General features: G+C 63.5%; 21 protein-coding genes and 1 tRNA gene. 11 read left to right on the top strand and 11 right to left on the bottom strand.

Annotated elements, in window-relative coordinates; translation table 11 throughout:
- Window positions 1-40 precede the first annotated feature (40 nt).
- A complete protein-coding gene (locus tag RFM40_RS05430; protein ID WP_320277272.1) occupies window positions 41-934 on the top strand; it encodes a LysR family transcriptional regulator in 894 nt (297 codons plus the stop codon).
- Between the two features lie 95 nt (window positions 935-1,029).
- Here the strand turns inward: RFM40_RS05430 and RFM40_RS05425 are convergent.
- Window positions 1,030-1,106, bottom strand: a tRNA-Arg gene (locus RFM40_RS05425).
- A 345-nt stretch (window positions 1,107-1,451) separates the two neighbouring features.
- A complete protein-coding gene (locus tag RFM40_RS05420) occupies window positions 1,452-2,945 on the bottom strand; it encodes a HAMP domain-containing sensor histidine kinase (RefSeq protein WP_320225186.1) in 1,494 nt (497 codons plus the stop codon).
- 255 nt (window positions 2,946-3,200) lie between these two features.
- Between RFM40_RS05420 and rpmH the strand changes: the two genes are divergently transcribed.
- From rpmH to yihA, 5 genes are all read left to right on the top strand, one after another.
- Window positions 3,201-3,335 carry a 50S ribosomal protein L34 gene (rpmH, locus tag RFM40_RS05415; RefSeq protein ID WP_008833937.1) on the top strand — a complete coding sequence of 45 codons (135 nt, stop codon included), beginning with the start codon at window positions 3,201-3,203 and terminating at the stop codon, window positions 3,333-3,335.
- 16 nt (window positions 3,336-3,351) lie between these two features.
- The gene (rnpA, locus tag RFM40_RS05410; RefSeq protein WP_320218192.1) at window positions 3,352-3,705 is read left to right on the top strand and encodes a ribonuclease P protein component; all 354 of its coding nucleotides are present in this window, start codon (window positions 3,352-3,354) and stop codon (window positions 3,703-3,705) included.
- A gap of 14 nt (window positions 3,706-3,719) precedes the next feature.
- A complete protein-coding gene (yidC, locus tag RFM40_RS05405) occupies window positions 3,720-5,552 on the top strand; it encodes a membrane protein insertase YidC (protein ID WP_320277271.1) in 1,833 nt (610 codons plus the stop codon).
- A 315-nt stretch (window positions 5,553-5,867) separates the two neighbouring features.
- On the top strand, window positions 5,868-6,506 hold the full coding sequence (locus tag RFM40_RS05400; RefSeq protein WP_320225184.1) for a CatB-related O-acetyltransferase: 639 nt from the start codon (window positions 5,868-5,870) through the stop codon (window positions 6,504-6,506).
- A complete protein-coding gene (gene yihA / locus RFM40_RS05395) occupies window positions 6,503-7,174 on the top strand; it encodes a ribosome biogenesis GTP-binding protein YihA/YsxC (RefSeq protein ID WP_320277270.1) in 672 nt (223 codons plus the stop codon). Before RFM40_RS05400 ends, yihA begins: the two co-directional genes overlap by 4 nt.
- A gap of 84 nt (window positions 7,175-7,258) precedes the next feature.
- Here the strand turns inward: yihA and RFM40_RS05390 are convergent, their stop codons facing one another.
- Entirely contained in the window at window positions 7,259-9,691 is a 2,433-nt protein-coding gene (locus RFM40_RS05390) for a DNA translocase FtsK (RefSeq protein ID WP_320277269.1), read from the bottom strand.
- Window positions 9,692-9,955: 264 nt separating this feature from the next.
- Window positions 9,956-10,654 carry a TetR/AcrR family transcriptional regulator gene (locus RFM40_RS05385; protein ID WP_320277268.1) on the bottom strand — a complete coding sequence of 233 codons (699 nt, stop codon included), beginning with the start codon at window positions 10,652-10,654 and terminating at the stop codon, window positions 9,956-9,958.
- A gap of 135 nt (window positions 10,655-10,789) precedes the next feature.
- Between RFM40_RS05385 and RFM40_RS05380 the strand changes: the two genes are divergently transcribed.
- Both RFM40_RS05380 and RFM40_RS05375 read left to right on the top strand, forming a co-directional pair.
- Window positions 10,790-11,974 (top strand): HlyD family secretion protein, encoded by a 1,185-nt coding sequence (locus tag RFM40_RS05380; RefSeq protein ID WP_320277267.1) that lies wholly within the window; start codon window positions 10,790-10,792, stop codon window positions 11,972-11,974.
- 72 nt (window positions 11,975-12,046) lie between these two features.
- Entirely contained in the window at window positions 12,047-13,651 is a 1,605-nt protein-coding gene (locus RFM40_RS05375) for a DHA2 family efflux MFS transporter permease subunit (protein WP_320225179.1), read from the top strand.
- Window positions 13,652-13,750: 99 nt separating this feature from the next.
- Here the strand turns inward: RFM40_RS05375 and msrB are convergent, their stop codons facing one another.
- The 4 genes from msrB to RFM40_RS05355 form a co-directional block, all read right to left on the bottom strand.
- Window positions 13,751-14,254 (bottom strand): peptide-methionine (R)-S-oxide reductase MsrB, encoded by a 504-nt coding sequence (gene msrB, locus RFM40_RS05370; protein ID WP_320218200.1) that lies wholly within the window; start codon window positions 14,252-14,254, stop codon window positions 13,751-13,753.
- A 210-nt stretch (window positions 14,255-14,464) separates the two neighbouring features.
- Window positions 14,465-15,022 carry a fasciclin domain-containing protein gene (locus tag RFM40_RS05365; RefSeq protein WP_320225178.1) on the bottom strand — a complete coding sequence of 186 codons (558 nt, stop codon included), beginning with the start codon at window positions 15,020-15,022 and terminating at the stop codon, window positions 14,465-14,467.
- Window positions 15,023-15,224: 202 nt separating this feature from the next.
- Window positions 15,225-15,947: an anti-sigma factor gene (locus tag RFM40_RS05360; protein ID WP_320225177.1), complete on the bottom strand. Its 723-nt coding sequence runs from the start codon at window positions 15,945-15,947 to the stop codon at window positions 15,225-15,227.
- Window positions 15,944-16,483 (bottom strand): sigma-70 family RNA polymerase sigma factor, encoded by a 540-nt coding sequence (locus RFM40_RS05355; protein WP_320225176.1) that lies wholly within the window; start codon window positions 16,481-16,483, stop codon window positions 15,944-15,946. Before RFM40_RS05355 ends, RFM40_RS05360 begins: the two co-directional genes overlap by 4 nt.
- A gap of 144 nt (window positions 16,484-16,627) precedes the next feature.
- On the opposite strand from RFM40_RS05355, the gene RFM40_RS05350 reads away from it, so the two are divergent.
- Window positions 16,628-18,124, top strand: a complete 1,497-nt coding sequence (locus RFM40_RS05350; RefSeq protein ID WP_320277266.1) for an amidase — start codon at window positions 16,628-16,630, stop codon at window positions 18,122-18,124.
- Window positions 18,125-18,224: 100 nt separating this feature from the next.
- The gene (gene argB, locus RFM40_RS05345) at window positions 18,225-19,118 is read left to right on the top strand and encodes an acetylglutamate kinase (protein ID WP_320218204.1); all 894 of its coding nucleotides are present in this window, start codon (window positions 18,225-18,227) and stop codon (window positions 19,116-19,118) included.
- Between the two features lie 28 nt (window positions 19,119-19,146).
- Here the strand turns inward: argB and RFM40_RS05340 are convergent, their stop codons facing one another.
- Window positions 19,147-19,605 (bottom strand): RidA family protein, encoded by a 459-nt coding sequence (locus RFM40_RS05340; protein ID WP_320225174.1) that lies wholly within the window; start codon window positions 19,603-19,605, stop codon window positions 19,147-19,149.
- Window positions 19,606-19,961: 356 nt separating this feature from the next.
- Between RFM40_RS05340 and RFM40_RS05335 the strand changes: the two genes are divergently transcribed.
- On the top strand, window positions 19,962-21,002 hold the full coding sequence (locus tag RFM40_RS05335; RefSeq protein ID WP_320277265.1) for a class I SAM-dependent methyltransferase: 1,041 nt from the start codon (window positions 19,962-19,964) through the stop codon (window positions 21,000-21,002).
- A gap of 246 nt (window positions 21,003-21,248) precedes the next feature.
- On the opposite strand, the gene RFM40_RS05330 is transcribed toward RFM40_RS05335, so the two are convergent.
- Complete coding sequence (locus RFM40_RS05330; protein WP_320277264.1) at window positions 21,249-23,228, bottom strand: putative bifunctional diguanylate cyclase/phosphodiesterase; 1,980 nt, start codon at window positions 23,226-23,228, stop codon at window positions 21,249-21,251.
- A gap of 398 nt (window positions 23,229-23,626) precedes the next feature.
- Window positions 23,627-24,103: an Lrp/AsnC family transcriptional regulator gene (locus RFM40_RS05325; RefSeq protein WP_320225172.1), complete on the bottom strand. Its 477-nt coding sequence runs from the start codon at window positions 24,101-24,103 to the stop codon at window positions 23,627-23,629.
- Between the last annotated feature and the right edge of the window lie 8 nt (window positions 24,104-24,111).

The raw sequence follows: 24,111 nt of genomic DNA, 5'->3' as shown, positions 1-24,111 counted from the left end.
ATAATCAGGCAAGCTGTGTCGCGAAACGAGGAACGCCGGAATGGACATCGAAGATCTACAGACATTCGTCGCAGTGGCCGATGCAGGGGGCGTATCGGCCGCCGCTCGCCGGCTCGGCGTCTCCAAGTCAATAGTCAGTCGGCGGCTTTTCCGGATCGAAGCGGAACTCGGCGTTCAGCTTCTTGCGCGAACGACCCGCGGGGCAGCGCTTACGGAAGCGGGGATCACCTTCAGAGACCATGCGGCCCGAGCCAGCGCCGAGATCGACACGGCCAGGGAAACGATGCTCCCAACCGGTGAGCTGCGCGGCCGCCTGAGGGTTGCCATGCCGCTTTCTTTCGGCCCGACCCACTTCGCTCCCGTGCTTGCGGAAATGGCGCAACACCACCCGCAGCTCCACATCCACACCTCCTACAGCGATCGCTTCGTCGATCTGATCGCAGAGGGTTTCGATTGCGCGGTCCGGGTTGGTTACCTTCAGGACTCCAACCTGATCGCGAAGCGCGTCGGGCCGATCAATGGAAAGCTTGTCGCAAGCCCGGATTATATTAAAGCGCACGGTTCACCTGAGACGGTAGAACAGCTCGTCACCCATCAGGCCCTCATGCAGGGGACGGAAGCCTGGCAGTTCATGGATGGCGACAAAATCGTCACGGTTCAGCCTCAGGGCAGATTCAAGGCCGACAACGCTACGGCGCTTGCCGCCGCCGCAGTGGCGGGGCTCGGCATCGCCTGGCTCCCCGATTGCATCACGTATGACTATGTGGCCTCCGGAGCGCTCGTTCCGATTATGACACGCTATCCACCACCTTCGGCCGGCGCGTATGTCATCCGCCCGCCCGGTCAGCATCCCCCGCGGAAAGTACGGGTCCTCACCGAGATGCTGATCGAGTACTTCGCACGAAATCCGGACGTTTGGGGTCTCGACCGTTAAAACACGAACGGGGCGAAAGCCTTATCAAAGAATTGCGTTCGACGATCGCTCTGCTGCGAGCCGCTGATCGCGTGAAATAATAGATTCGGTGAAGTTGGCGCGCCCGAAGAGATTCGAACTCCTGACCCCCAGATTCGTAGTCTGGTGCTCTATCCAGCTGAGCTACGGGCGCGCAACAGGCCGTGCATGACACAAGCCCCGCGATCCGGTCGAGACGGCCGGCCGCGATGTGGAGTGTTCCCTAACGACTGAATTTGCGAAAAGCAAGCCGATCCGGCAAAAGTTTTGTCGCAGGCGTTTTGCCAATGTGGGGGTGTGGCGAGATTCAGGTCAGGCCGAGGCGAAAATGGTGGATTCCGAGAACCGGCCTACGCCTGCCGTAGCCTTCATAGGACGGAGACATTTATGAGGGCTTCGGCCGGCGAAGGCCGGAGCGGAGCGTACTTGAAGTATGTGAGCACCGGAAGCGCAGGAAGCCGCCATTTTCGCCTCGGCCTCACCTGAATCTCGCCACACCTCAGGCAGGCCGGCGCAAACTTCCGCGCGCCTGGTCGAGCCGCACCGGCTGGTCGGGGATGGTGACGGCGAAGACCGTGCGGCCGCCGATCGATTCGACGAGCTCGACCGTGCCGCCATGGGCGCGGATCAGCTCATAGGCGATTGCAAGGCCCAGGCCGGTGCCGCCGCTGCGCGCCGAGCCGCGGAAGGCCGCGAACAGGTTCTCGCGCGCCTTTGGCGGCAGGCCAGGCCCGGTGTCGGTGACGGTGATGCGGCTGACGCTGCCAAGCCGCTCGGCCGAGACGGCGAGCCGGCGCACCACCGCGCTCTCGGTGTCGGCGGCCATCGCCTGCACGGCGTTGCGGCAGAGATTGGTGAGCACACGGAACAGCTGGTCGGAATCGGCATCGACCTCGAAGGTGAGCTCGACGGCGTTGATGAACTCGATGCCTTCCTCGATGTCGAGCAGGCCGTGCACGTCGTCGACCAGCTGGCGCAGCCTGAGGCGGCGGCGCGACGGCGCCGGTTCCTGCGTGCGGCCATAGGCGAGCACGCCTTCCGAATAGGCGACGGCGCGGTCGAGCGCGCGAAGGAGCTTCGGCGCGAAGGACTGCACGGTCGGGTCCTTCACCTGGCGCAGGCGATCGGACATCAGCTGCGCGGAGGCGAGGATGTTGCGCATGTCGTGGTTGATCTTGGAGACGGCGAGGCCGAGATCGGCGAGGTGCTTCTGCTCGGACAGCATTTTTTGCAGCCGATCCTGCATCTGCGCCAGCTCGCGCTCGGCGACGCCGATCTCGTCGGAGCGCTCCGTCGGGCAGATTATGCGCCCGGGATCGTCGGGCGCTTCGGAGAAGGACAGGATCGAGCGCGTCATGGTGCGGATCGGGCCGATCATGATCAGGTCGATCGCCGCATAGACGAGCATGGCGGTGAACAGCGAGATAAGCAGCGAGACGACGGCGACGTTGCGCGAATAGCGCAGCATCGCGTTGCGCAAACTGTAGTCCGGCATGATCAGCTCGAATTCCTTGTCGCTGTCGCCGACCGGCCCGAAGACGCGCAGCATGCGGTTGCCGCCGGCGAACAGCGTCTCCAGCGCGCCGGTCATGCCGTTGACCAGGCCGACATTGGCGATGTCGACATGCTCGTCGACCTTCGGCGGCATGTCGGCCACGACCAGCAGCCGCGAGACGCCGCCGTCGCGCACCGCGATCGCCTTGGCGCCGATCGCCATCAGCACGTCGTTCTGGGCGGTGTGCGACAGCGAGTTGGGCTCGCCCTGCAACAAGACGATCGACACCGCGGCGGCAGTGCTCAGCCGCTCCTTCAGCCAGTTCACCCGGTAGCTGGCGATCCAGGGCAGGAAGATCAGGATTTCGGCGAGCAGCACGAAGACGATGGTGAGCAAAAGAAGCTTCGTCGACAGGCCGCGCGACAGCGGCACCCGGCGCGGCGAACTCACCGTCTCCGGGCGTGCCTTTTCATCCGTGGACAGGACTTCACTCGTCATGACGCGGTCTTCACGAAGGCTTGATCGGTCAAGATTATGCGATTTGCGGCTTTTTTGCCAATTTCGCCTCTGGCCCCGTGAAAAAATGCTCCTGGACGGGCCGGATTGACTTCCAAAAACCTTCTTTCTATAAGCCCGCTCACGCTCGGGCCATTCGTCCCGGCGCGGTTTCGATCGCGCCTAAACCGGCCCGGCTAAGCTCCTGTTACACAGTGACAGAATCAAGAAGGGCCGCACGCCGCGGTATTAAAACAAATGAAGCGTACCTACCAACCGTCCAAACTCGTCCGCAAGCGCCGGCATGGGTTCCGTGCCCGCATGGCCACCAAGGGTGGTCGCGGCGTCGTTGCCGCCCGCCGCAACCGCGGCCGCAAGCGGCTCAGCGCCTGAACGAAAGACGAGATCGTTGCCCGCAACCGGCAAGCCAAAGGGACAAACTCCCGGGCGGCTTCTGAAACGCGCGGATTTCCTGGCTGTGCGCGGCGGCGAAAAGCGCCGCGGGCGGCTTTTTCTCGTCGAGGTTCTCGACCGTGGCGACGTTTCTGCGCCACGCGTCGGCTACACCGTCACCAAGAAGGTCGGCAACGCCGTGGTGCGCAACCGCGTCCGGCGGCGGCTGAGAGAAGCCGTGCGCACGCATGCCGCCGATGACATGGCGCCCGGCAATGACTATGTCATCGTCGGGCGCGAAGACGTGCTTGCCATTCCGTTCGGCCAGTTGAAGGCCGAGCTTTCCCGCCGGCTGCGCGGAACACGATAGGCCAAAGGCTTTCGATGGAAAACAACCGCAATTTCTTCATCACCATCGCGCTGTCGGTGCTGATCCTGACGCTGTGGCAGGTGTTCTACATGAACCCGCGCATGGAGCAGCAGCGCGAGACGGCACGCATCGAACAGCAGCGCGCCGAGGCGCAGAAGAAGGAAGCGGGCGGCGGCGCCAATTCCGGCACGGCCGGAACGCCGGCTCCGGCTCCGGGCGCCATTCCAACCGCGCCCGGCAGCGAAGCCGTCACCGCGGCCAGCCGCGACCAGGCCATTGCCGCGACGAAGCGCGTCAAGATCGACACGCCGAGCCTCGAAGGTTCGATCAACCTGACCGGCGCGCGTCTCGACGACCTGAAGCTCAAGCACTACACCGAGACGGTCGACAAGAACTCGCCCGAGATCGAGCTGCTCAATCCGTCATCGCTGCCCAACGGCTATTTCGCCGAGATCGGCTTCGTCGGCAACGACAAGACCGGAACGGTGCCCGGCGCGGATACGGTGTGGAGCGTCGACGGCAATCCGACGCTGACGCCGGCGACGCCGGTGACGCTGACCTACACCAACGACAAGGGCCTGACGTTCAAGCGCACCATTTCGGTCGACAACGACTACATGTTCACGGTCTCCGACACCGTGCAGAATTCGGGCAGCGCCGCCGTCTCGCTGTTCAACTACGGCCGCGTCACCCGCTTCGACAAGCCGGCGGTGGCCAGCACCTATGTGCTGCATGAAGGCCTGATCGGCTTTACCGGCACCGAAGGGCTGCAGGAGCACAAATACGCGGCGATCGAGAAGGACAAGCAGGTCAAGCCCGGCAAGTCGACCGACGGCTGGCTCGGCATCACCGACAAATATTGGGCGGTGACGCTGGTGCCGACCGAGAAGCAGCCGTTCCAGCCCACCTATTCCTATTTCGACTTCAACGCCGGCCCGCACAGCCATAGCTACCAGTCCGATTTCCTGACCGATGCGATCAATGTCGAGGCCGGCCAGTCGGCGACCGTCGAGACCGAGGTTTTCGCCGGCGCCAAGGAAGTCGCCAAGATCAACGCCTATGAGGAAGACCGCCACATCAAGCGCTTCGACCTCCTGATCGACTGGGGTTGGTTCCACTTCATCACCAAGCCGATGTTCTGGCTGATCGACACGCTGTACAAATTCTTCGGCAATTTCGGGCTGGCGATTCTGGCCACCACCGTCATCGTCAAGGCCATCTTCTTCCCTTTAGCCAACAAGTCCTACGCGTCGATGGCGAACATGAAGAAGGTGCAGCCGAAGATGCTCGAGATCCGCGAGAAATACGCGGACGACAAGATGAAGCAGCAGCAGGCGATGATGGAGCTCTACAAGACCGAGAAGATCAATCCGCTGGCCGGCTGCTGGCCGGTGGCGCTGCAGATCCCGGTCTTCTTCTCGCTCTACAAGGTGCTCTACATCACCATCGAGATGCGGCATGCGCCGTTCTTCGGGTGGGTCCACGACCTTGCCGCGCCCGATCCGACCTCGCTGTTCAACCTGTTCGGCCTGCTGCCCTTCGCTCCGCCGGCTTTCCTGCCGCATATGGGCGCCTGGGCGGTGGTGATGGGCATCACCATGTTCCTGCAGATGCGCATGAACCCGGCGCCGCCGGACCCGACCCAGGCCGCGGTCTTCACCTGGATGCCGGTGATCTTCACCTTCATGATGGGCAGTTTCCCTGCCGGTCTCGTCATCTACTGGGCCTGGAACAACCTGCTCTCGATCCTGCAGCAGGGCGTGATTATGAAGCGCCAAGGCGCCAAGATCGAATTGTGGGACAATCTGGCGGCGCTGTTCCGCAAGAAACCATCGCCGGCGGAATAGCCGGCGCCCGGCCATGAGTTACAAAAACCCCGGCATGACCGGGGTTTTTGTTATCGTCCAATGCCCTGCGCGCAGAAACTCGCGAACTTTTCTTCCGGAACTCGCTTCGCCTCGCGAAACTCCAGCGCGCCTTGTCTCGTAGCTGCCCGGTCCTCCCCAACGAGCCGGATGGCTTCCGGCGCGACGACGCCGGTGTTTGGGAGGCCGTCCGGCAGGCCGGGGTCTCGCGGCGGGACCCCGGTTACGCGGGTAGACCGCGCCAGCGCATGTCCATATAAGTGCCGTCTCGCTGCAAGGGTGGACGGAGCCATCCCGATGACCGGACCCAATCCCAACATCAAGCATCCCATCGCGATGCATCCGCGCGTCGGCTTCCTGAAGGGACTGGTCAACGCGCCGAATATCGAGATCGGCGACTTCACCTATTACGACGACCCCGACGGTCCCGATAAATTCGCCGAGAAATGCGTGCTGCACCATTATCCCTTCATCGGCGACAGGCTGATCATCGGCAAGTTCTGCGCTATCGCCGAGGGCGCGCGCTTCATCATGAACGGCGCCAACCATGCCATGTCCGGCTTCTCGAGCTATCCGTTCAACATTTTCGGCCATGGCTGGGAGGAAGGGTTCGACCCGCAGACATGGTCCAAGGAAATCCGTGGCGACACCATCGTCGGCAATGATGTCTGGATCGGCATGGATGCGGTGATCATGCCCGGCGTGAACATCGGCCATGGCGCCATCGTGGCGGCGAAATCGGTTGTCACGCACGACGTGCCGCCCTATGCGATCGTCGCCGGCAACGCGGCCAAGGTGGTGAAGATGCGCTTCGACGAGTTCACGGTGCGGCGGCTTTTGAAGGCGGCCTGGTGGGACTGGCCGGTCGACAAGATCAGCCGCAACCTCAACGCCATCCGTGGCGCCGACATTTCCAAGCTGGAGGCCGCGGTTTGAACGCGCCAAACACGACATCCGATAAAACGACGATCGGCACCGACCTGTTCACCCGCGCCTGGATCTTCATCCGTGGCGTGCCGTCGATGAAGTTCCTGCCGCCGGAAGGGCCGCCGGAGATCGCCTTTGCCGGGCGCTCCAATGTCGGCAAATCCTCGCTGATCAATGCGCTGGTCGGCCACAAGGGCCTGGCGCGCACCTCGAACACGCCGGGGCGCACACAGGAGCTAAACTATTTCGTGCCGGACGGGTTCTCCGGCGAGGGTGCCGACCTGCCGCCGATGGCGCTGGTCGACATGCCCGGCTACGGCTATGCCAGCGCGCCGAAGGACAAGGTCGACGCCTGGACGAAGCTGATCTTCGAATATCTGCAGGGACGCGTCACGCTGAAGCGCGTCTATGTGCTGATCGATGCCCGACACGGCATCAAGGCCAAGGACGAGGAGGTGCTGTCGTTGCTCGACAAGGCGGCGGTCTCCTACCAGGTCGTGCTGACCAAGACCGACAAGATCAAGGCGGCCGGCGTGCCGAAGCTGATCGAGGAAACGTTGGCCAAGATCAAGAAGCGGCCGGCGGCCTTTCCTGTGGTTCTGGCGACGTCGTCGGAAAAGGCCGCGGGGCTCGACGAGCTGCGCGCGGCGATCGCGCTGGTGGCAAACGGCGGCTGAAACACCTGAGCCGAAAGCGGCCTGATTGAGTAAGGTGACAGGACCAGAGCCGTATCGTTCGGCTCAGCCCCGCCCGAACACCTCTCAATCCGTCTCGTCGCGTTCCGGCGCATGGTCCCGCCGGCCGGCAAGGATTTCGCGCTTGCCGACATGGTTGGGGGCACCGACCAGGCCTTCCTTCTCCATGCGCTCGACCAGCGAGGCGGCGCGGTTGTAGCCGATCCCGAGGCGGCGCTGGATATAGGAGGTCGAGCATTTCTTGTCGCGCTTGACCACTTTGACGGCCTCCTCGTAGAGGGCGTCGCCATCCTCGGCGTCGACCTGGCCCTTGTCGAAGACCGGACCGGTGTCGGCGGCCTCTTCCTCCGCTTCCTCGTCGGCGGTGACCGTATCGAGATATTCCGGGCGTCCTTGCGCCTTCAGATGCGCCACGACGTGCTCGACCTCGAGATCGGACACGAAGGGGCCGTGCACGCGCGCGATGCGGCCGCCGCCGGCCATATGCAGCATGTCGCCCTGGCCGAGCAGCTGCTCGGCGCCTTGCTCGCCGAGGATCGTGCGGCTGTCGATCTTCGACGTCACCTGGAAGGAGATGCGGGTGGGGAAATTGGCCTTGATCGTGCCGGTGATGACGTCGACCGACGGGCGCTGCGTGGCCATGATCAAATGGATGCCGGCGGCACGGGCCATCTGCGCCAGCCGCTGGATGGCGCCTTCGATCTCCTTGCCGGCCACCATCATCAGGTCGGCCATCTCGTCGACGATGATGACGATGTAGGGCATCGGCGCGAGGTCGATTTCGCGCTCCTCGAACAGCGGCTCGCCGGTACCCTTCTCGAAGCCGACCTGCACTTGCATGACCACGACCTCACCCTTGTCGCGGGCGGTGGCGGCGCGCTGGTTGTAGCCGTCGATGTTGCGCACGCTAAGGCGCGCCATCTTGCGGTAGCGCTCCTCCATCTCGCGCACCGCCCATTTGAGCGCCGTGACCGCTTTCTTGGAATCGGTGACGACGGGCGTGAGCAGATGCGGGATGCCGTCATAGACGGACAGTTCCAGCATTTTGGGGTCGACCATTATGAGGCGGCATTCCTCCGGCTTCATCCGGTAGAGCAGCGACAGGATCATGGTGTTGATGGCGACCGACTTGCCCGAGCCGGTGGTGCCCGCGACCAGCAAATGGGGCATCTTGGCCAGGTCGGCGATGACCGGCTCGCCGCCGATCGTCTTGCCGAGGCCGAGCGCCAGCTTGCAGGCCGTGTTGCGGAAGCCGGCCGATTCGATCAGCTCGCGGAAATAGACCGTCTCGCGTGTTTCGTTGGGCAGCTCGATGCCGATGACATTGCGGCCCGGCACCACGGCGACGCGTGCCGAGACGGCCGACATGGAGCGGGCGATGTCGTCGGCGAGCCCAATGACGCGGCTGGATTTCACGCCCGGAGCCGGCTCGAACTCATAGAGCGTGACGACCGGACCCGGCCGGACATGAATGATCTCGCCCTTGACGCCGAAATCCTCCAGCACGCTTTCGAGCAGGTCGGCGTTCTGTTCCATCCGCTCCTGCGACATGTAGAAGCCCTGGCCCTCCGGCGGCATCTGCAGCAGGTCCTCGGAAGGAAGCTCGTAGCCGGCCGCGGCGGTCGGGGGCACTACCTTGCCGGCGACAGGCAGGGAGGGCGCGGGCCTCGCGGTCCGGGCGCTGCTTGCAACGGAAACCGATGCCGCCGCCGCCGGTACGGGCGCGCGCGGTTCGATCTCTACCGGAGCGGGCTGGGCGGCGGGCGCGCCGGCCGGCGCCGAGGCAGGATTTGCGGCCGGCCCATTCGCGCGCCATTCGATGACCCGGTAGAACGACGTGGCCTCACTGATGGCGGCAGGGCGGGATGGGCTTGGCCGCGCTGCAGGATTTGCCGGCGCGGGAGCGCCGGGCGATGGCAACGGATCGTTCAGGCGAGCCCGCGCCAGGCGCTCGGCAAGCAAGGGCATGCTGAACTCGAAAAACGCATCGTCGGAAAGATAAGACCAGCGAAATTTCGGCGATTGCGGTTGTAGCTTCGGCGCCTGCGCGGTGACGGACTGCGGCCTGGCGACGGCCTGAGGCGGCCTAACCGAAGCGGTGGAGGTTGCGGCCGGAATTGTCCGGACCGGATTGGCCGCCTGAGGGGCCGATGGCGCGAGGCGGATAGAATCACGCGAGGCGGCCGCCGCCTTGGCCGGCGCTTCATCATCCGGTTGCGGTGCAGGCCGCTTGTCGGAATCCGGCGTGCGGGTGAACCGCACATTGGGCGCGAGGAAGAAATATTGCTGCCATGCCGGTTGGCTGAATTCGCCGGCGCCGGCCGAATCTAACGAGGCCGCTTTTGATTCGCCTTCAGCCAGGGCTCGCAGCGTGACGACCTGCGCCGTTCGCTGTTGCGGCGGCGCGGCGTCGCCATGGTCCCGTGGGTCCTCCGGACGGCTGGAACCGTCGTTGCCGTAGACGGATGCACCGGAAGGATTGGCACGGGAAAAACGCATGGATGTCATACTCGAGACTCGTCGAATGAAGCTATCCCGAGACATAGGAACTGATGGTTAACAAGACCTTCCGACAGGCTCTAAGAAGACTGATTGATGGGAGAGTTGGAAAGGACGAAGGGGCGTGTCGCGATCCTGCCGCCGCGTTCCTTCACACCCCTCTGTCCTGCCGGACAGACGGGGGTGCTGTCCCGCCAGCGTTTCGGATTTCTACACTGCAGCGGCGTTCTCCGCCGAAGGACGACGAACCGACAGGCAGCTCGCTCAGACCGATTCCGACGCCTTCTCTTCGGCGGCGAGCTTTTCGGTGCCGTAGGCCTTCAGGAAGACGTTCACGCCGGAGCGGACGACATGCTCGATCTCGGCCGGGCTCGGCGCCTTGGTGCGATAGGAGAAGATGCACTGGCGGAAGAGGCCGGCCAGGCAGAGCTCGGTGAACTGATAGGCGGCGAGGTCGACATCGTCGATCGCAAGCAGGCCGCGCTCGACGGCTTCATTGAGGAAGACCATCACCTTGTCATGGCCGCGCTTCGGCCCACGCTCGTAGAAGCGGGCGCCAAGCTCGGGAATCCGGTCGGAGGCCCCGACCACCGTGCGCTGCGCCTGGATGACCTTGGCTGAGGTGATCTTTGCCGAGAGCACCATGCCGAACTTCACCAGCGTCTTGCGCAGGTCCTCGAAATGGTCGAGCACCTCATACATGTTTTTGAAGATGGTGCCGCGCTCTTCCTCGATGAGGGCCTCGAACAGCTCTTCCTTGTTGGCGAAATAGACGTAGATCGTGCCCTTGGAGACGCCGGCCTCGCGCGTGATGTCGTTCATCGAGGCGGCCTCGAAGCCCTTGTCGATGAAGACGCGGCGCGCGCCTTCGATAATCTGGGCCCGCTTGACCGGATCCTGCCCGGCCGCCGGACGGCCTTTGCGCAGGTCGAGCAGATCGCTGTCCGCTGTCGTTTCGACCATTAAAGTCACACCTCACGAAATATTTCGAACCAATCGGTTCGATTTGCACTTGATATGGGCCTCTTTACACGCTATGTCAATCACCAATTCGAACCGAACGGTTCAGTCTGACTGACCTACTCCAGAGAGTTTACCATGTCCTCCAACGCGCCCGCTACCGCCGAAGTCCGTACGTTTCCCAACGCCAAGGTCCAGCCGTCGACCGAAGCTCCGGAAGTGCCTCTGCAGCCCGCTCCCGTCGCGCCTGTCGAAGCGCCGGTCAAGAAGAAGCGCTCTGTCCGTTCGTTCCTCTTACCGATCATCGGGCTTGCCCTCCTCGGCGCCGGTTCGTGGTACGGCTACAACTATTGGACCGACGGCCGGTTCATGATCTCCACCGACGATGCCTATGTCCAGGCCGACATGTCGTTCGTGTCGCCGAAAATCTCCGGCTATGTGGATAAGGTGCTGGTGAGCGAGAATCAGCAGGTGAAGGCCGGCGATCCGCTGTTCGTCATCGACGACGGCGACTACAAAATCGCCGTTGCCCAGGCCGAGGCGCAGATCGCGACCTTGAGCAAGACGCTCGACCGCATCGACGCCCAGACCAAGGCGGCCCAGGCCTCGCTGGCGCAGGCCGAGGCGCAGAAGATCGCCGACCAGGCTGCCGCCGACAATGCGGCACGCGCCCAGACCCGCGCGGCGCAGCTGCTCAAAACCCATGTCGGCACGCAGGCGCAGCTCGACGACGCCCAGACGGCGCTCGACCAGGCGAAGGCCGCTCTTGCCGGCGCCGACGCGCAGATCACCGCGGCCCAAGCCAATATCGGCGTGCTCGAAGCCCAGCGCGCGGAGCAGGCGAGCACACTCGCCTCGCTGCAGCTCACCCGCGACAAGGCCCAGCGAGACCTTTCCTTCACCGTGCTCAAGGCGCCCTATGACGGCGTCGTCGGCAACCGCTCGGTCGAGCAGGGCGACCTCGTCAGCCCCGGCCAGAAGCTCGCCGTCGTCGTGCCGATGAACAAGCTCTACATCGTCGGCAACTTCAAGGAGACGCAGCTTGGCCGGCTGGTGCCCGGCGAGAAGGTCCGCATCACCGTCGACGCCATCGACGGCCAGACCTTCGAAGGCACGGTTTCGTCGCTGGCGCCGGCCTCTGGCGCGGTGTTCTCGCTGCTGCCGCCGGAAAACGCCACCGGCAACTTCACCAAGGTCGTGCAGCGCGTGCCGGTCCGCATCGACGTGCCGGCCGATGTGCTGAAGACCGGCAAGCTGCGCGCCGGTTTGAGCGTCGTCGTCGCCGCCGACAGCCGCACCGCGCCGGCCTCGACGACGAACTAGGAACTTTGGGGGGCGGTTCAGCGGCCAATTGAGCGCTGAGCCGCCCAGCCTGTTTCAGGGAAAGGCCATCAAATGGCAACCGCAACCATCACCGCAGGATCAATGCCGGCACGGCCGGCAGCGGCCGCGCCCGCCGACCATATGCCGGTGCGCCGTGTCATCGCCTTCCTGGCGATGGTATTCGGCATGTTCATGGCGATCCTCGACATCCAGATCGTCTCGGCATCGCTCGCCGAGATCCAGGCGGGCCTGAGCGCCAGCTCCGACGAGATCCCGTGGGTGCAGACCGCCTACCTGATCGCCGAAGTGGTGATGATCCCGCTGTCCGGCTTCCTCAGCCGGATGCTGTCGACGCGCGTCCTGTTCACGATCGCCGCCGCCGGCTTCACCGCGGCCAGCGCACTTGCCGCGACCGCCACCAACATCGACCAGATGATCGTCTACCGCGCCATCCAGGGTTTCATCGGCGGCGGCATGATCCCGAGCGTCTTTGCGGCCGCCTTCACCATCTTCCCGCCGTCGCGGCGCGCCGTCGTCTCGCCGATGATCGGCCTGGTGGCGACGCTGGCGCCGACCATTGGCCCGACGGTGGGCGGCTATATCAGCCACGCCATGTCCTGGCACTGGCTGTTCCTGATCAATGTCGTGCCGGGCATACTGGTGGCGACGGCGGCCTGGGCACTGATCGATTTCGACAAGCCCAACCTCAAGCTGTTCAGCAAGTTCGACTGGTGGGGCCTGGCCGGCATGGCCGCCTTCCTCGGCTGCATGGAATATGTGCTGGAAGAGGGCCCGAACCATGACTGGCTGCAGGAGCCGGCGGTCTTCGCCTGCGCCGTCATCATGACCATCGGCGGCATCATCTTCTTCTGGCGTGTCTTCACCGCCGAGGAACCGATCGTCGATCTCAGGGCCTTCACCAATGTCAACTTCGCCTTCGGCTCGCTGTTCTCCTTCGTCGTCGGCATCGGCCTTTACGGGTTGACCTACCTCTATCCGGTTTTCCTCGGCCGTATCCGCGGTTACGATTCGATGATGATCGGCGAGGCGCTGTTCGTCAGCGGCCTGGCGATGTTCTTCACCGCGCCCGTTGCCGGCATCCTGTCGAACAAGATCGATCTCAGGCTGATGATGATGATCGGCTTCATCGGCTTCGCCACCGGCACCTGGTGGATGACGCATCTGACCGCCGACTGGGATTTTTATGAGCTGCTCGTTCCGCAGATCCTGCGCGGCTGCTCGATGATGCTGTGCATGGTCCCGATCAACAACATCGCGCTCGGCACGCTGCCGCCGGAACGGCTGAAGAATGCGTCGGGCCTGTTCAACCTGACCCGCAACCTCGGCGGCGCCGTCGGCCTGGCCGTCATCAACACGGTGCTGATCGACCGCAACGCCTTCCACTATGCACGGCTCTCCGAGCATGTTGAGTGGGGCAGCCAGGCGGCCCAGACCAAGCTGCAGAACATGACGCTGAATTTCGAGCAGACCGCCGGCCTCGACGCCACGAGCGCCGCGATCTCTAAGCTGTCGGGTATGGTCCAGCAGCAGGCGGCGCTGCTGTCCTTCATGGACGTGTTCATGATGCTGACCGTGCTGTTCGCCTCGCTCGGATTTTTCGTGCTGTTCATCAACAAGCCGGCCCAGCAGGGCGGCGGTGGCGGCGGAGGCCATTGAGGAGCCGGAACCCCCGCCTGGCATCCTCAACGAGTGACCCCGGAAGTCGGCGACGATTTCCGGGGTCATGTCTTTTCCAAAAGAGATCGAAGTGCTGCCTCAGGCCGCTGCCGGCTTGAAGCTCAGCGCCACGCCGTTGATGCAGTGACGCAGGCCGGTGGGCGGCGGACCGTCGTCGAAGACATGGCCGAGATGGCCGCCGCAGCGCCGGCAATGCACCTCGGTGCGGGTCATGCCGAGCGAGCGGTCCTCGGTCTTGCCGATGGCGTTGGGAATTTCCTGCCAGAAGCTTGGCCAGCCGGTGCCGGAATCGAATTTGGTCTCCGACGGATAGACCGGCAGGTCGCAGCCGGCGCAGGCGAAGATGCCCTTGCGGTGCTCGTTGAGCAGCGGGCTGGTGCCCGGATATTCGGTGCCTTCTTTGCGCAGCACGTCGAAGGCGGCATCGGAAAGGATGGCATGCCATTCGGCGTCGGTCTTGGTGACCTCGAAGGTCTCGGCGGCAAGCGCGGGCTTCGGTCCGCCGGTGCGCAACGCCACTCCAGTGCCGATCATCAAGGCGGTCGCGGCCGCGCCGCTCCAAAGAAAGTCGCGACGGTTCATCACCATTTCTCCTGCTGTCTATTTGCCAGATTCAGCGGCCTACGGGAAATCAAAAGGCCGTTGATGCCCCTTTGACGGGCGCTCCGCACAGGGGCTCCGATGACGAAGCCACGGCGCGGAGCGGACGCTTACCGATCGCGGAACACATAGACAAAACCACGCGACCGGTCAGAAGGAACTACTGCCTGTTCGTCGACAGCAAGCCTTTCGTTACATCTTCGGCAAGAGAACTTTGTCGATGACGTGGATGACGCCGTTCGACTGGCGCACGTCGGCGATCGTGACATGGGCGACGTTGCCGTTCTCGTCGGTCACGCTGACCTTGCCCTTCTCCGACTTCAGCGTCAGCTCGCAGCCACCCGCGGTCTTGACCTTGTGGGCGCCGCCGTCGGCCTTGGCCATCTTGGCGACGTCGGCGGCCAGCGCCTTGGCGGCGATGACGTGGCAGGTGAGGATCTTGGTCAGCTTGTCCTTGTTCTCGGGCTTGAGCAGCGTCTCGACCGTGCCGGCAGGCAGCGCGGCAAAAGCCTCGTTGGTCGGGGCGAAGACGGTGAACGGGCCGGCGCTCTGCAGCGTGTCGACAAGGCCCGCGGCCTTGACGGCGGCGACCAGCGTGGTGTGGTCCTTCGAATTGACGGCATTCTCGATGATGTTCTTCTTGGCATACATCGGCGCGCCGCCGACCATCGGATTGGCGGCATAGGCAACGGCGCCGAGCGCGGAAAGGCCGATCGTCGAGGCAAGCAAAAGGGTGGCGAATTTACGCATGATATAAGTCTCCTCGGGTTGTTTTTCCCGTCCTTGGGAACGCGAGGAGATACGAGGCATCAAAAACTTAGTTTCGCGAACCTCGAAGATTTTTTATTCGCCGATCTGATTTCTGATGCGCTGCATCCTAAGCACGCGGAGTCGCTGCTGCCCAGGCATGATAGGCAGATAGACTTCAGTTAAGCTTGAAATTTTCCGACGATCAGATGCCCTTCAGGTCGCCGGCGGCGACGACGGGGCCCGTCGGCTGGCCGGTCGGCGAACCGCCGGTCGGCTCGAGGCTGACGGCGAGCACAGCGCCCTGCGCCAGCTTCTGCTGGACGGCCGGCGTGACCGCCATGCGCGCGGTCTGACCGGCAGGGATCACGCCCATCGAGACCGGCGCGTTCTTGCCCTCGATCATCCACAGCTCGAAGTCCTTGCCGGAGCCGCGCTCACCGGAAACGAGCGAGAGGCCGACTTCGTGGCGGGCGGCATCATAGACGGCGAGGTATTTGACGTTGCTGTTGTCGGCGGCGAGCGATGCAACCAGCCTGGTCTCAGGGGGCGGCAATGACGGATTGACGAAAGGCAGGGCGACAAAGACGGCCAAAGCGGCAAGCGCGGCGGCGGCGAGCCCGCGCCAGAAGGCAAGGCTCCCGAGCAGGCCGGTGCTAGGCGCGGCGGACGTGGCGGCCGAGGAGGCAAAGAGCCGGCGGTCGATCGCCGCCTTGACCGATGCCGGAGGCTCGACCGCCGCATAGGCGGCCGCCATCGGCGCGAAGTGGACCTCCCAGGCATCGACCAGGCGGGCGAAGGCCGTCTCGGTGTCGATGCGGCGGGAAACGATCTGGCGTTCGTCGGCCGCCAGAACGCCGAGAACGTATTCGGCGGCGAGCAGGTCGTCGCCTCCGCGTTCCGGTCCGTTGTTTTCCGCCAGCGTCATCTTTCCAGGCATTCTCTAAGTTTGAGCAGGCTTCGCCGCAGCCAAGTCCGCATCGTGTTCAGCGGAACGTTGTGGCGCTCCGCCAGCTCGGCATAGCTTTCGCCGTTGAGATAGGCGCCCCGGACCGCCGCGGCCCGGTCTTTCTCCAATTCGTCGAGACAATGGTAGATGCGTTCGGTCTCGCCGCCCGCGACAGCCATGGCCTCAGGTCCCGGCGTCGGATCGGCGACGTCGAGGGCTGCGTCGATGTTGGCGGAAGGACTGCGCCGCGCCCGGATGCGATCGATCGCATGGTTGCGCGCAATCGCCACCAGCCAGGAAATCGGGCTCAGATCGGAAACCGCGAAGCGGTCCGCCTTCGTCCAGATCTTGACGAAGATCTCCTGAAGCGCTTCTTCCGCGTCGCCCCTGTCCCTCAAGACACGAAGACAGACGCCGAAAAGTTTCCCGCTGGTCTGCTTGTAGAGCAGATCGAACGCAGCCCGGTCCTTCATCGAAGTCCGAACGATCAGCTTGCTGATGTCCTGAGGCCCCATGCAGGCAAATTAGAAGATTGCGATTTATTTGCAACGGGGCGCCGGGCGCGTGGTCCGCCAAAGATTGTCGTGCCGCTAGTCTGTCGAATCCCGATTCCGATTTGCAGCTTCATGCGATAGCCTTGCGCAAAAGAGGGGGCGGCGATGTCGATCGAACGCGTGCTTTGGGAACAGGATGCGACAGGACTTGCCGAGCTCGTGCACAAGGGAGACGTCTCGCCGCAGGAGCTGGTCGACGCGGCGATCGCGCGCGCCGAGGCGACAAGGCCCGACATCAATGCCATAGCCACGCCGCTCTACGATGCCGCCAGGGCGCGGGCGAAAGCGATCGACCGCAAGCTGCCGCTCGCCGGCGTGCCTTTCGCGCTGAAGGATCTCGGCATCGGCATCAAGGGCGTGCCGATCCATGGCGGCAGCCGCATTCCGGCCTTCACCGCGGATTTCAACTCGGTGATGGTCGAGCGCTATCTGGCTGCGGGCTTGATCCCGATCGCCACCAGCACCTCGCCCGAGCACGGGCTGCGGCTAATGACGGAATCGGCCCGCTTCGGCATCACCCGCAATCCATGGAACACCGGCCACACCACAGGCGGCTCATCGGGAGGGTCTGCGGCGCTCGTGGCGGCGGGCGTGGTGCCGGCGGCGCACGCTTCCGACGGCGGCGGCTCGATCCGCGTGCCCTCGGCCTGCAGCGGGCTCGTCGGATTGAAGACCTCGCGCGGCCGGGTGCCGTTGACGCCGCTGGTAAGCGAGAGCTGGTACGGCATGGTCGTCGACCACGCCGTCAGCCGCTCGGTGCGCGACACAGCGCTCCTGCTCGACCTGACCCATGGCGCCGACGCGCTGTCGCCCTACGCGGCGCCGGCGCCGAAGGGCTCCTTTGCGGCCGCCGCGGCGCGCGATCCCGGCAAGCTCAGCCTCGCCGTCTACCGCAAGTCGCCGCTCGGCCTGCCGATCTCGGCCGAGACGCTTGAAGCTTTGGACACGGCGGTGGCGCTGGCGCGCGAGGGCGGGCACACGGTGGAAGAAATCGCCCTGCCCTGTATCGGCCGCGACTTCATGGCCGATTTCTGCAAGAGCGTCGCCTCGGCGGTCGCGGGCATGATGCGGGCCGAGGCGCTGCGTGTCGGCCGTCCCGTCTCCGGCGAGGTCGAGCGCGCGACGCGCGTGCTCGGCCGCCTCGGCGAAATGCTGTCCGCCGGCGAAGTCTATGACGCGGTGCAGCGGCTCAACGCCACCGCGCGGCGGATGATCGAAGAGACCGCGCGCTTCGATGCCGTGCTGATGCCGATCATCGCCCATCCGCCGCTTGCCTGCGGTTCGATGGATCCGAAGGGCGCCGACGAGCTCATCGAAAACACGCTCGACAAGCTGCATCTCACCGGACTGCTCAGGATCAAATCAATTTTCGGCCAGCTGATGGACAAGAGCCTGTGGTTCACCCATTGGCCGGCGATCCACAATGTCAGCGGCCAGCCTTCGATCGCGCTGCCTGTGCATGTCACGGCGGGCGGCCTGCCGCTCGGCATCCAGGCCGCGGGGCGGCCCGGCGACGAAGAGACGCTTTTGTCGCTCGCCGCACAGATGGAGAAGCTCTCCGGATGGCTCCAGCGCCGCGCGCCGCTCAAGGTGCCGGGCTAGCGCCCACGCATGATTTCATCATTGTGACCGCAAAGCCGTTTGCGGCCTGGGGCAATTCCCGCTAAGACGCCGCCATTCACGCCAGCTGGGATCGATACCGATGACGGACATCGCCGCCACCGCCGAAATGCAGGCCGCGCTGCTTTCCAGGGCGCTGCCCTACATGCAACGCTACGAGAATAAGACCGTGGTCGTGAAATATGGCGGCCACGCCATGGGCGATACGGAACTCGGCAAGGCCTTTGCCCGCGACGTCGCGCTCCTGAAACAGTCCGGCGTCAACCCGATCGTCGTCCATGGCGGCGGGCCGCAGATCGGCGCCATGCTCAACAAGATGGGCATCGAATCCAAGTTCGAGGGCGGCTTGCGCGTCACCGACCAGAAGACGGTCGAGATCGTCGAGATGGTGCTGGCCGGCTCGATCAACAAGGAGATCGTGGCGCTGATCAATGCCGAGGGCGAATGGGCGATCGGCCTGTGCGGCAAGGACGGCAACATGGTGTTCGCCGAAAAGGCGCGCAAGACGATGATCGACCCGGATTCCAACATCGAGCGGGTGCTGGATCTCGGCTTCGTCGGCGAGCCGGTCGAGGTCGACCGCACGCTGCTCGACCTTTTGGCGCGCTCGGAGATGATCCCCGTGCTGGCGCCGGTGGCGCCCGGCCGCGACGGCCACACCTACAACATCAATGCCGACACCTTTGCCGGCGCCATTGCCGGCGCCTGCCGCGCCTCGCGCCTGCTCTTCCTCACCGACGTGCCCGGCGTGCTCGACAAGAACAAGAAGCTGATCGACGAGCTGACGGTCGCCGAGGCCAAGGCGCTGATCAAGGACGGCACGGTATCGGGCGGCATGATCCCGAAGGTCGAGACCTGCATCGAAGCGATCGAGCGCGGCGTCGAAGGCGTCGTCATCCTCAACGGCAAGACGCCGCATTCGGTGCTGCTCGAGCTGTTCACCGAGCACGGCGCCGGCACGCTGATCGTGCCTTGATATTTTCTGCCGGAAGCCGCGCCATCCGCTAATCCGGCAAGGCTGCGACCGCCACGATCTCGATAACGAGGTCGGGATGCGCGAGTGCGGCAACGCCGATCACTTCCGATGGCGGCGGGTTGTTGTAGCTGCAGTGCTTCGGACAGTGCTCGGCGAAGAATTCATCCATCACGTCCAGCCGAAAATTGGGCGAGCTGAGAGCTCCGCCATCCGGAAACGGTCCCTTGACGTACTGGGTGATCTTGATGAGGTGCTCGAGCGAACTGCCGAGTTCCTCCAGATCCGATTTGATGTTCATCAGGATCGAGCGCCATTGCGCCGCGGCATCGCCGACGGAGCCGCCCTTGCCGGTCGACGGATCATAATTTCCGGCTGTGCCGGTATTGCCGGCAAGAAAGACATAACCCTTGGCGCCGGTAACGACAGTACCTTTCCCCCACGGCATCTGGCGGCCAGCCTTCATCTTCTTGTGTGTAACAAGCTCCATCTTGCTGCTCCTGCCACACCGCCAACTCCAAAGGAGCTAGCGCAGCGCTTGCCGGCGGCCAGCACCTTTCCGGCATGGCTGCCCTTCATGGCACTCGAATGCGCGGCAGGCGTGGCTAACCGGCAGAGGCGCAAGACCTGCGCGCCGTGCGCTTGCCGCCCATCGATTCCTCTTCGGCGTTTCGCAGCACGTCCCCGCAATTCGGCACGCGTCGGTTCACGCGGCGGCCGCAGGCTTTCAGCGGTCAAACCTTGGAGAGTCATTATTTTAAGCTTTGCTAATGCAGCCCGTCCTAAACTTTTATTAAAACTCTAAGCATTTATAATCGCCGGTGGGGGACCACAAGGAATGCCCATATGGCGCTGAATCCGGACTTGAAAATTGATGAAGCAAGCCTCATCACATCGACGTTGATCAAGAAGCACAAGGCGGCGTCCGCGGAGACGGTCGACGCGGTCGAGCTCAAGGCGCGGGCGGCCCAGCTCTCGCTTGTGTTGGACCTTGCCCACCAGGCTTTCGCGCGCCAGGAGCCCGCGGGGCAAATCGTCGAAAGACTGGCCGGTCGATTGCACGAATTGCGCCACGATGCCGCCCCGGTCGTCTGGCAGGAGCTGATCCCGCTGGCTCAGCAGCATCGCGTGGCGGCATACCTGGAACAGGATCCGTTCACGCGCTGGTCCTTCGAAAAGCCGCGCGGCTATTCGGGCGACGCGACGCTGCTGGACATCTACTACAAGCACCCGAGCGCCGACGAGATCGTGGCATCATCGAGCGAACTCGGCCGTGCGATCTTTGCCTATACGAGCGAGGCGGCAAGTTCGGTGGCGGGGCGCGAGCGCCGCGAGATACTGGCAAGGACGGTCGACGAAACGGCTGCGCGGGTTGAGGATGCCGAGGTGCTGGCAATCGCCTGCGGCCATTTGCGGGAAGCCGAGCTCTCCAAGGCGCTCGCCGAAAAAAGATTGAAGCGCTGGGTGGGTCTCGACCAGGACCCGGTGAGCGTCGGCACCGTCAACCGCGACCTCGCCGGCACCGCAGTGGAAGCCATAGACGGCTCCGTGCGCGGCCTCTTGCGGCGCGCCTACCCGCTTGGCACGTTCGATCTTGTCTACGCGTCCGGCCTGTACGACTACCTGCCGCTCCCTGTCGGCGCACGCCTGCTGCAGCGAGCCATGGAACTGGTCAAGCCGGACGGCGAATTCCTCTTCGCCAACTTCAGCGACGAGATCACCACCGACGGCTACATGGAGACCTTCATGGATTGGCCGCTCATCCTGCGCTCGGCCGGCGACATGTGGGACATCATCAATGCCGCGGTCGACAAGAACCGCGTCGACGCCGAGGTCTATTACGGAACGAACCGGAACATCGTTTACGGCAAGATCCGCAGGCGCTGAGATTTCGCAGCGCCGGCACAGGCGACGGTGGAGCTGCTTTCCAGGTCGGGCCGTGAAGCGGCCCGACCTTTTTCATGGAGCGCTCCAGCCCTACGTATGACGCAGTTCCAGGAAAACCGTTCCACGCTTTTCCTGGAATTGCTCTATGCATGTCGCCCAGAAGTGTGCAGCGGTTCTGGGACAACGACATGCATCAAAACAAAGGCTTAAAGCGCGCCGCCTGAATCCGTTTCAGCGCGACGCGCTCTAAGCGACGAGTTCCCGCCTGGCCTGCTTGATCTCTTCGATCGGAACCGGGCGCCCGGTGAGGAAGCCCTGGATCGACTGAATCCCCATGTGCTGGAGCAGATTCTGCTGCTCTTTCGTCTCGACGCCCTCGACAAGGACCGTGTGGCCCAGATTGCGCAGAAGCCTGACCATGTCCTGCAACAGGCTCAGGCCGCGAACCGTCTGACAATCGTGCAGGAAACTTCGGTCGATCTTGACGACGTCGAACTTGAAACGACGTAGCCATGCCAGACCCGCAAATCCGGTTCCGAAATCATCCAGCCAAATTTGAACGCCCAGGGCTCGAAGCTGCTCGATGCTTCTGGCGGCCTGCGCCTCCAGGGAAATGTCGCTGCCCTCGGTGACCTCGAGCGCCAGTTTATGAGGCGCCATGCCATGCCGGCCAAGAATCTCGGTGATGTGCAGCGGGAAATTCGGCGCCTTGAGCTGGACGACCGACACGTTCGCGGACACGACCGCCCCCAATCCATGCTCGACCATGTCGCCGCAGGCCCGATCGATCAGCCACAGCCCAAGTTCCTCGATGCCGCCAGTCTGCTCGGCGACCGGTATGAACACCGACGGGCTGATCACACTGCCGTCGAAGTCGCGCAGCCGCATCAGCGACTCATGACCAAGCACCTGGCCGGATGTCGCATCGCAGATCGGTTGATAAACAACGGAGACAAGTCCCTCCGAAACGGCATGCTTGAGCAGTTCCGAGAGATTCTGGCTGGCGCGCTTCTGGTCGATGGCCTGGGCGTCATAGATCGTGAAGGTCGCGCGCCCCGAGAATTTCGACGCATAGAGCGCGCGGTCGGCCTCCTGCAGCAGGATCCGAAGCTCTATGCTTTGATCGGCGCGCGTCAACGAGGCGCCGGCGCTGATGGTGACGATGTCGAGCTTGTCGTCCCGGTCGGGATGGGAGATTTTCAGATCCTCGACGGCCCGGCAGAATTGATGCGTCACCTCGCGCAGATGATCATGTCCGGCGACCTTGCAGAGCACGACGAATTCCTCGCCGCCGTAGCGTCCCGCGATTGCATGGTTGGAAGCCGCCGTTTCGTCGAAGGCACGGGCGAGCTCGATCAGGCAGTCGTCGCCGGCCTGATGGCCGAGCCGGTCGTTGAACCGCTTGAAGTAGTCCACATCCATGAGAATGACGCCGATTTCGTCATTGTCCGTGGCCCATTCCCTGCACAAATCCGCGAATTCCCGCGTGATCGCCCTGCGGTTCTTAAGTCCGGTAAGCGGATCCGTATCCGCGATCTCGATGAGCTTTTGACCGTTCTCGATGGCGACCTGCTCCTGGATCTGCGCCTGAAGCGCATGCAGGAAGGTCTGGTAGCGCTCCATGCTGAGGCGCCATGAGAGATATAGCGACAAAACAAGGCAATTCGCGAAATAGGTTGCAAGCACCAGGCGGATGGCAAAGTCGGCTTCAAGGACGAACAGCGTGGCGCTCGCGAAGGCGACCGTCACGGTCGCCGATGACAGCGCCGAGAGCCATAGCCGGAAATTGAAGAAAAGATTGGCGCCGAGAATGAACACCGTGCCGAAGATGATGAAATGGGACAGCGCTTCCTGATGCGTCGTGCCGAGCGCCGACAGCAGCCACCCGATTGCGCCCGCCACGATCGCCAGGGCGGCAACATAGTGCAGAGTGGTGACGGCAAAACCGCGTCGAGCGACGAGTTCGACAAGCACCAGGAAGGTCAGTCCCAACGTCAGGCGCGTCAGGATCAGACGGTCCGCAAGGTCCGGGAAAAGAAACCAGTCGAACGCGCCGTAGCATATGTAGCTCAACACGGCCGCCGCTATGCCCCAACGGACGACCTTGCGGTTCTGGTCCGCATTCTTCTGCAGAAGCATCGCGAAAAGCGTCGGATCGGCCGATTTCCACGACGGGCGTGAAATCGCTTCGGTGACCCTCTGAGCCACATCCTGCGTCAATTGCATGCAACGCTCCTTGGCGATCATCCTCCGTATCAACGGCTCGAGCAAACGAAGTCCGTCAAGTCCCAACGGAAGGACGAAGGCAAGCCTGATCCATTATAAGACACTAATGTTGCTAACCGGCGGTAAACGGATTGCGCGACCGCCTCGGCACCGCGACCGGTCAAGGATTCCATGCAACAGTCTGGAGTTGCCGGGACAATGCAGGGACCATACTTTCCTCCGGCGCGCGAGAGAAGACACGCGTAACGTTGATGCTACCGGAAATCTCCAGGCATGTCTTTGCTTAACATTGCACAGTCTTAATTCCGTTTGACGCTGGACAGATCCTTCAGATTTGACTTTTGATCCAGTGTCTTGTCGGGTTCCTTTCCACAGGGGAACCCGGTTGCGGACATAACCTAGCGTCGCAGATGGGTGAGCGGCACATGACCAGGCCCCTTGATGTTCTGCAGCACGAGCTGGGTGTGGACGTCACGCACACCGGGCAGCCGCATAAGCCGGTGCATAACGAAGCCGTTGAGATCGTCCACCGACGGCACCATCACATGCAGCAGAAAATCGTGGTCGCCTGTCATCGTCCAGCAGGACGAGATCTCGTCCATGCGCTGCACGGCGGCGATGAAACTTTCCGGCGAGCCGTCGCTGTGGCTCACCAGGCGGACCTGGATGAATACCTCGACCATCAGGCCGAGCGCCCGGCGGCTGAGCATGGCGGCAAAGCCCTTGATGATGCCGGCGCCCTGCAGCGCCTCGAAGCGGCGAGCGCAGGGCGTGGTCGACAGGCCGATCTCCTGCGCCAGCTCCGACACGGGCATTCGTCCATCGCGCTGCAGGATGTCGAGCATTTTTATCTCGAACTCATCTAACTGAGGCATTTTCACTC

It is taken from the genome of Mesorhizobium captivum, from assembly GCF_033977165.1.
GTDB classification, from domain to species: domain Bacteria; phylum Pseudomonadota; class Alphaproteobacteria; order Rhizobiales; family Rhizobiaceae; genus Mesorhizobium; species Mesorhizobium captivum.
This window is presented reverse-complemented; position numbering and strand designations above follow the sequence as displayed.

Coding starts and splice junctions, on each gene's coding strand:
- RFM40_RS05400 (WP_320225184.1), top strand. CDS start 5,868: ATGACCGGACCCAATCCCAACATCAAGCATCCCATCGCGATGCATCCG.
- yidC (WP_320277271.1), top strand. CDS start 3,720: ATGGAAAACAACCGCAATTTCTTCATCACCATCGCGCTGTCGGTGCTG.
- RFM40_RS05385 (WP_320277268.1), bottom strand. CDS start 10,654: ATGGTCGAAACGACAGCGGACAGCGATCTGCTCGACCTGCGCAAAGGC.
- rpmH (WP_008833937.1), top strand. CDS start 3,201: ATGAAGCGTACCTACCAACCGTCCAAACTCGTCCGCAAGCGCCGGCAT.
- RFM40_RS05350 (WP_320277266.1), top strand. CDS start 16,628: ATGTCGATCGAACGCGTGCTTTGGGAACAGGATGCGACAGGACTTGCC.
- RFM40_RS05340 (WP_320225174.1), bottom strand. CDS start 19,605: ATGGAGCTTGTTACACACAAGAAGATGAAGGCTGGCCGCCAGATGCCG.
- RFM40_RS05330 (WP_320277264.1), bottom strand. CDS start 23,228: ATGCAATTGACGCAGGATGTGGCTCAGAGGGTCACCGAAGCGATTTCA.
- argB (WP_320218204.1), top strand. CDS start 18,225: ATGACGGACATCGCCGCCACCGCCGAAATGCAGGCCGCGCTGCTTTCC.
- RFM40_RS05365 (WP_320225178.1), bottom strand. CDS start 15,022: ATGCGTAAATTCGCCACCCTTTTGCTTGCCTCGACGATCGGCCTTTCC.
- RFM40_RS05420 (WP_320225186.1), bottom strand. CDS start 2,945: ATGACGAGTGAAGTCCTGTCCACGGATGAAAAGGCACGCCCGGAGACG.
- RFM40_RS05430 (WP_320277272.1), top strand. CDS start 41: ATGGACATCGAAGATCTACAGACATTCGTCGCAGTGGCCGATGCAGGG.
- RFM40_RS05335 (WP_320277265.1), top strand. CDS start 19,962: ATGGCGCTGAATCCGGACTTGAAAATTGATGAAGCAAGCCTCATCACA.
- msrB (WP_320218200.1), bottom strand. CDS start 14,254: ATGAACCGTCGCGACTTTCTTTGGAGCGGCGCGGCCGCGACCGCCTTG.
- RFM40_RS05325 (WP_320225172.1), bottom strand. CDS start 24,103: ATGCCTCAGTTAGATGAGTTCGAGATAAAAATGCTCGACATCCTGCAG.
- RFM40_RS05375 (WP_320225179.1), top strand. CDS start 12,047: ATGGCAACCGCAACCATCACCGCAGGATCAATGCCGGCACGGCCGGCA.
- RFM40_RS05360 (WP_320225177.1), bottom strand. CDS start 15,947: ATGACGCTGGCGGAAAACAACGGACCGGAACGCGGAGGCGACGACCTG.
- RFM40_RS05380 (WP_320277267.1), top strand. CDS start 10,790: ATGTCCTCCAACGCGCCCGCTACCGCCGAAGTCCGTACGTTTCCCAAC.
- RFM40_RS05355 (WP_320225176.1), bottom strand. CDS start 16,483: ATGGGGCCTCAGGACATCAGCAAGCTGATCGTTCGGACTTCGATGAAG.
- RFM40_RS05390 (WP_320277269.1), bottom strand. CDS start 9,691: ATGCGTTTTTCCCGTGCCAATCCTTCCGGTGCATCCGTCTACGGCAAC.